We start from the raw sequence: 4,828 nt of genomic DNA, 5'->3' as shown, positions 1-4,828 counted from the left end.
CAGTCGGTACGCCTGAGACGCAGTTCAGGTCTTGTGATGAGGAGATGATGGGACTGACAATGTCGCGCTGTTTCTCACCCTTTCGGTCGTGCAGAGAATGAGTCTCAGGCAACCCATTAGACCAGCGCGCTGAGACTATGCACGCGTCTCATCCAGGACAAGAGCGACATGTCTAATCCTGTGAGTGAGCATGAAAAAAGCCGGCGTGTGCCGGCCGATGACTCAAGAGGGATGAAGCTCAGCAGGGGGTCTGCATTCCTTGAATCAAGAAATCGAAGTAAGGAGCGGCGACGGCAGCATCCTCTTGGCTGAGCAGCACCAGAGCGGCTTCCTTCATGCAACGCATGGATTCGACCATGCCGGGCATCGGAACACCGAGGCTGTTGTACATCTCACGAGCACCCTCGAGGCCAATCTTCTGAATCAGCTCGGTGCTCCCAGCCAGGACGCCGTAGGTGACCAGACGCAGGTACCAGCCGAAGTCGCGCAGGCACTGGGCCCGTTGCTTAGAGCCGTAGGCGTTGCCGCCAGGTGCGACGTATTCGGGCTTACGGCTGAAGAGCTGCTTCGAGGCTTCGTCAACGATCTTCTTTTCGTTGTCAGTCAGGATCCGGACAACGGAAAGGCGATTAGAGCCGGTGGAGAGGAACTCCACCATGGAGCGCAGCTCACCGCCGGTGGGATAGCGGAGCTGATCGTCTGCCTGAAGGATCAGATCGCGTACGACGCTCATCGAAACCACCATTGACCCAGCCACTGTATCCAGGACAAGCGCTGAAAAGCCCCGCTCTGAGCAGGTGTTTACGCACCGATAGGGTCAAAGAAGGACGGCAAGCGGGTGATGGCAGCAAGCAAGGTGCAGTTGGGCTCAACCATCGAGGTCCTGGTCACAGGGCTGGGCCATGAGGGCCAGGGCGTGGGCCGCTGGATGGAAACCGCTGTGTTTATCCCCGGGGCACTGCCTGGTGAAACGGTTCAAGCCCGTGTGCGCCGTTGTGCCAAGCGGCATCTGGAGGCTGATCTGCTGGAGGTCAGTCAGGCGAGTCCCGACCGGCAAAAGCCGCCCTGCATCCTGGCGGAGCGCTGTGGTGGCTGCAGCCTGCAGCACTGTTCCAGTGCGATGCAGCTGGAGTTGAAACGGGACCTGGTTCAGCAGAGCCTGAGCCGGCTGGCCAAATTGGAGACCAGCGTTGAGGCGGTTTGGGGCTGTGAGCAGGGCTTTGGATACCGAAATCGCGCCCTCATCCCACTGGAGCGCGCGGAGGACGGCCGCTTGAGGGCGGGCTACTACAGACGCGGCAGCCACAAGATCGTCAATCTCAATCACTGCCCGGTCCTTGATCCAAGGATCGATGCCTTGATTGAGCCGATCAAGAAGGATTTGGAGAAGACCGGCTGGCCCGTTGATGTGAACCTCAGCGCCAAAGGCGGGCTGCGTCATCTGGCCCTACGCGTGGGATCAGCAACGGGGGAAATCCTGATCACGCTGGTGAGCAGCCACCGGCAACTCAAGGGACTTGAGTCCCTGGCCCAACGCTGGATGGAGCGATGGCCGGAGGTCGTCGGGGTCGGGCTCAACGTTCAGCCGAAGGCCTCCAACGTCGTAATGGGCCCAGAGACTGACCTGATCGCTGGACGCGCCTGGTTACTTGAAATCTTTGATGGCATTGAGCTGCGCATCGCAGCTGACACCTTCTTTCAAGTCAACACAGCCCAAGCGCAGCGGCTGGTTGAACCACTGCGGCAATTCTTTGCTGCAGGGAAGAGCGCAACGGTGATCGACGCCTACAGCGGAATCGGGACCTACAGCCTGCCCTTGGCACGCTCTGGCCTGAAGGTTCTGGGCCTTGAGGTGCATCCGTTATCGGTCAGCCAAGCCACGGCCAATGCCGAACGCAACGGGATCACGACCGCCTTTTTTGAACAGGCTGACGTGGCCGCGGTGCTGGCCGAGCGGTTGAAGATGACCGGATCCCTCCTGGTGGATCCGCCCCGCAAGGGACTGAGTGCCGAGGCGCTCGGCGCCATCCTTGATGGCACTCCAGATCGGTTGGCCTACATCAGCTGCAATCCCTCGACCCTGGCGAGGGACTTACAGCAACTCTGCGGTGAAGAAGGCGGCTACCGCCTTGAGACGGTTCAACCAGTTGATTTCTTCCCTCAGACGAGCCATGTCGAGACCCTGGCCCTACTGACCCACAGCGGTTCAGCCGCGTAGCTGGGCACCGAACTGCTTTTCGAGGGCCGCACGGATTTTCTCGTGCGCCTCGTCGACCTCGGTGTCCTTGAGCGTGCGCTTGGGATCCCGATAGCGCAAGCGGAACGCCTGGCTGCAGGAGCCTTGCGCGACCTGCTCCCCGTCGTAGCGGTCCACCAGTTCAGCCTGCTCCAGGAGGGGCTTGCCCGCCTTGCGGATCGCATTCAACAGCTGAGCGCTGGCGGTGTCCGTTGGGACCACAAGGGCGAGATCGCGCTCGGAGGCGGGCACCGTGGCGAAGGGGGCAAAGCTGGGTTGCCAGCGATTGCGCCGGGTCGCCGCACTCAACAGCGCGCCAACCTCCAATTGGAAGAGATAAGTGGTGGCCGGTAGATCGAACTGCTCCGCAAGGGCCGGATGGATCTGACCGAAATACCCCAGTGGCCGCCCTTCAACCACGATCTGGGCTGCACGACCGGGATGGAGCAGCGGATGATCACTCAACCGCCTGTCCTCCAAGGGCAGCTTCAGGGCGGCGAGTGCTGATTGGAGAACACCACGGGCACTGAAGTAATCAGGCGCTTGGGGCTTGCCGCTTTGGCTCCAGAGCTCGGCCTGACGGGAACCACAGATCACACCAGCGAGGTGTTGGCTTTGCGGTGAACCCTGGGCCTTGGCATCAAACACATTGCCAATCTCGAAGGCCCAAAAGCCGCCACGACCAGCCTTCAGGTTGCGCTGCGCCGACGAAAGCAGGTCATCGACCAGGCTGTCGCGCAGGTGGCTGTAGTCGGCCAACAACGGATTGGCGAGGGCGACGCGGCGGCTGGGATCAGCACCAGGACGGTCGACCTCTGCAGGGCCGAGGGACAGGCTGCAGACCTCCTGGAGACCAGCGCTAGCCAAGAGGCGGCGCAGCCGGCGCTCGGCCTCCTGCAGCGGGGTCAGCCCCCCCGGGGCAATGGGGTCCGGCAGGTGACTGGCGAAACGGTCGTAGCCCACCAAGCGGGCAACCTCCTCAATCAGATCCACCTCCCGTTGCAGGTCCATGGCCCGGGCAGGCGGAACCTGCACCAACCAACCCTCCTCGCCGGCCTGAAGGCTGCAGCCCAGGGCCTCGAGGATCCGCTCGATCTCTGCATCCTCTAGATCGATCTCCTCGCCATCGGCCGTGACCACAGGACCGAGGAGGTTGTGCAATGCGTCGCGGCGTAGCTCGAGTGGCGGCTTGGCTCCTTCGACACGTTGATGCAGCCAGCGACCGTCCAGTTGGGCCCCGCAGATCTCCTGCAGCAAGGCCACGGCGCGGTCGGCGGCAGACAGGGTGACTTCGAGCGGCAGGCCCTTTTCAAAGCGACTGCTGGCGTCGGTCCGCAGCCCCAAGCTGCGGGCGCTCTTGCGGACGGTCTGGGGAGCAAACATCGCCGCCTCGAGCCAGATCGATGTGGTCTTCTCCTGAACAGCCGACGCGTCACCGCCCATGACACCGGCCAGCGCAATCGCGTGGTCCGCGTAGCTCACGACCCAGGCGTCTTCACTGAGGCTGTGGTCGCTGCCATCGAGGGTCGTGAAGGCTTCGCCAGGACGGCCAGCGCGGAGATCGATCACCGCTGGTTCGAGGCGGCCTTCGCTCAATTGGGCCAGTCGATCTGCATCAAAGGCATGCAGGGGCTGTCCCTGCTCCAGCATCACCAGGTTGGTGATGTCCACGACGTTGTTGATCGGCCGGAGACCAGCACGCTCGAGTCGGCTCTGGAGCCAACGGGGCGAGGGGCCGACCTTGAGGCCCGAGAGGGCGGTCAGACTGAACAGGCCGCCGTCTTCGATGCGGTCTTGAACATCGGCGCCCACAGGCAGTGCCTCGGAGCTGACCACCGGTGCTGCGGAGGGCAGGTTGAGGGTTGCCCCAGTCAGTGCAGCCACCTCGCGGGCGATGCCGAGCATCGAGAGACCATCGGGGCGGTTGGCGGTAATCGCCAACTCCAAGACCTGATCGTCGAGACCAAAGAGGGGGCCAACCGGGCTGCCGATGGCCGGAACGGACTCAAGGGCCTCCTCGAGAACAACAATTCCGTCCGAGCTATCGGCCAACCCGAGCTCTGAGAGCGAGCAGATCATTCCGCTGCTGGCGACCCCGCGCAGCTCTGCGGGCTTGATCTTTAAATCGACGGCCGGCAGGTAGGCCCCCACGGTGGCGACGGCGACGTGAATGCCGGCGCGCACATTTTTGGCTCCACAGACGATCTGTAGCGGAGCTTCAGCGCCGACTGAGACCGTGCAGACGCTCAGCTTGTTGGCGTCCGGGTGGGGTTCCCGCTGCTCAACAAAACCAACCACCACCCCTGCTGCACGGGCGGCCAGATCGGTGATCTCCTCCACCTCGAAGCCGGCAATCGAGAGCTTCTCAGCGAGAACGTCCGGTGCCAGATCGCAGGCCACCAGCTCCCGGAGCCATTGGAGCGAGACCTGCATCTGACACGGGCAAACAGAGCGTCGACTTTAAAGAGGCAAGACACCAGGCCAGGTCAGGCGACAAGGTATGGTTGTCCACTGTCCAATCGCATCGCACAAGCGGCGCAACGTCCTTTATGGCTAAGAACAAGGGCGTCCGGATCGTGATCACTCTCGAGT

3 protein-coding genes are annotated in these 4,828 nt (G+C 62.5%); 1 reads left to right on the top strand and 2 read right to left on the bottom strand.

Going from position 1 to position 4,828, the window contains the following annotated elements:
- Nucleotides 1–238 precede the first annotated feature (238 nt).
- Nucleotides 239–733: an allophycocyanin subunit alpha-B gene (apcD, locus tag QZ184_RS10125; RefSeq protein WP_010316991.1), complete on the bottom strand. Its 495-nt coding sequence runs from the start codon at nucleotides 731–733 to the stop codon at nucleotides 239–241.
- A gap of 108 nt (nucleotides 734–841) precedes the next feature.
- Here apcD and rlmD point away from each other — a divergent pair, with 108 nt between their 5' ends.
- The gene (gene rlmD, locus QZ184_RS10120; RefSeq protein ID WP_296419433.1) at nucleotides 842–2,218 is read left to right on the top strand and encodes a 23S rRNA (uracil(1939)-C(5))-methyltransferase RlmD; all 1,377 of its coding nucleotides are present in this window, start codon (nucleotides 842–844) and stop codon (nucleotides 2,216–2,218) included.
- Here the strand turns inward: rlmD and pheT are convergent.
- Entirely contained in the window at nucleotides 2,207–4,669 is a 2,463-nt protein-coding gene (gene pheT, locus QZ184_RS10115; protein ID WP_296419431.1) for a phenylalanine--tRNA ligase subunit beta, read from the bottom strand. The genes rlmD and pheT overlap by 12 nt on opposite strands.
- Nucleotides 4,670–4,828 lie beyond the last annotated feature (159 nt).

Source organism: Vulcanococcus sp. DEBay_Sum22DG08_74 (assembly GCF_017852955.1).
Classification (GTDB): Bacteria; Cyanobacteriota; Cyanobacteriia; order PCC-6307; family Cyanobiaceae; genus Vulcanococcus.
This window is presented reverse-complemented; position numbering and strand designations above follow the sequence as displayed.

Excerpts from the sequence above, each read along its gene's own strand:
- apcD (WP_010316991.1), bottom strand. The coding sequence starts at position 733 with ATGAGCGTCGTACGCGATCTGATCCTTCAGGCAGACGATCAGCTCCGC.
- rlmD (WP_296419433.1), top strand. The coding sequence starts at position 842 with ATGGCAGCAAGCAAGGTGCAGTTGGGCTCAACCATCGAGGTCCTGGTC.
- pheT (WP_296419431.1), bottom strand. The coding sequence starts at position 4,669 with ATGCAGGTCTCGCTCCAATGGCTCCGGGAGCTGGTGGCCTGCGATCTG.